This window comes from Bradyrhizobium sp. KZN70725, assembly GCF_055264925.1.
In genome coordinates, this window is record NZ_JBUYWT010000206.1 from 1 (window position 1) to 519 (window position 519).

The 519-nt window shown below is 64.0% G+C and carries 1 protein-coding gene; it reads left to right on the forward strand.

Going from position 1 to position 519, the window contains the following annotated elements:
• Positions 1-64 precede the first annotated feature (64 nt).
• Positions 65-519, forward strand: a 455-nt coding sequence (locus tag ACZBJS_RS42735; RefSeq protein ID WP_463440357.1) for an ATP-binding protein, incomplete at its 3' end; no start/stop codon positions are given.

A 519-nucleotide genomic window follows, 5' to 3' on the forward strand; every position in this document is an offset into this window, starting at 1 on the left:
CTGCTGCCGCACCCGTCAAAGCCACCCCCTCGCACGCCAACATCCGTGGTGGGGGCTATTATCAATGAAGGAAAGGAACATCGCGATGCTGACCCACCCGACCCTCGAGCAGATGCAGGCGCTCGGCCTTGCCGGAATGGCGGCCGCTTACCGGCAACTAGCCGAACAGGACAATGCCGCCGATCTCAGCCGGGATGAGTGGCTCGGCCTGATGCTCGATCGCGAAGCCGCCATGCGTGCCGACCGGCGCCTGACCAATCGGCTGGCCGCAGCCAAGCTGCGCTTCGTCGACGCCTGTATCGAAGACGTCGACTTCGCGTCCCGCCGCGGCCTTGACCGGCGCAACACCCTGCAGCTGGCGCAAGGCGCCTGGCTGAAAGCCCATGAGAACTTCATCATCACCGGCCTGACCGGGACTGGCAAAACCTGGTTGGCATGTGCCTTCGGACGCCAGGCGGCCAGGCTCGATCATTCCGTCCTTTATTTGCGTATGCCGCGCTTGTTCGAAGACCTCGCCAT